General features: G+C 52.0%; 1 protein-coding gene. It reads right to left on the minus strand.

All coding sequences use genetic code 11. The annotated features are described in order from the left end of the window. Positions 1-573: hypothetical protein (locus ACLI1A_RS19550; RefSeq protein WP_411410380.1), on the minus strand; the 573-nt coding region annotated here is incomplete at both ends.

Below are 573 nucleotides of genomic sequence, written 5' to 3' on the forward strand. Positions count from 1 at the left end.
ACCATTACCCATCGCTGCCTGGATTTCATCCAGCGCATCCTGTAGGTTGAACGCAGCTACGTTGTCGTTGTTAAAGTCACATTCCTCAAGCGGGGTTGGCGTTGGGGCTATCGGTGCCGGCTGCACGTCAAGGCTTACCGCAGCAACTATGTTACAGCCGGTTACCACATCGGTTACAAGGGCGTAAATCGTAGCATCCGATGTTAAATACGGGGTGCTTTCGTCTATCTGCTGGGTAGTAGCGGCATCTGTGTAATACGCTACGGAATAGCCCGGCTGGCCACTGGTAATAACCGGGGTTACTTCAGTCAGGTCGAATAATCCTTCGCCAGGGGTTTCTTCACAGGCATAGAATACCGGTGTGGTTAAATCTGCCTGTGGTAGCGGGTTCACAATAAGGTTGAAACTATCGGTATCCCAACAGCCGTAAACCGTTTCTACACGTACCCAGATCTCCTGTTGGTCCGGTGTAGTATTCTGGAATGCCGATGGGTCCTGTATCGCGTTTTGGCCCAACTGGGCATCGGTGTTGCTCGTATAATACGTTACCGTAGCGGTAGCGTCTGTCGTGGC

The organism is Flavobacterium sp. RHBU_3, assembly GCF_046613565.1.
Lineage (GTDB): Bacteria > Bacteroidota > Bacteroidia > Flavobacteriales > Flavobacteriaceae > Flavobacterium.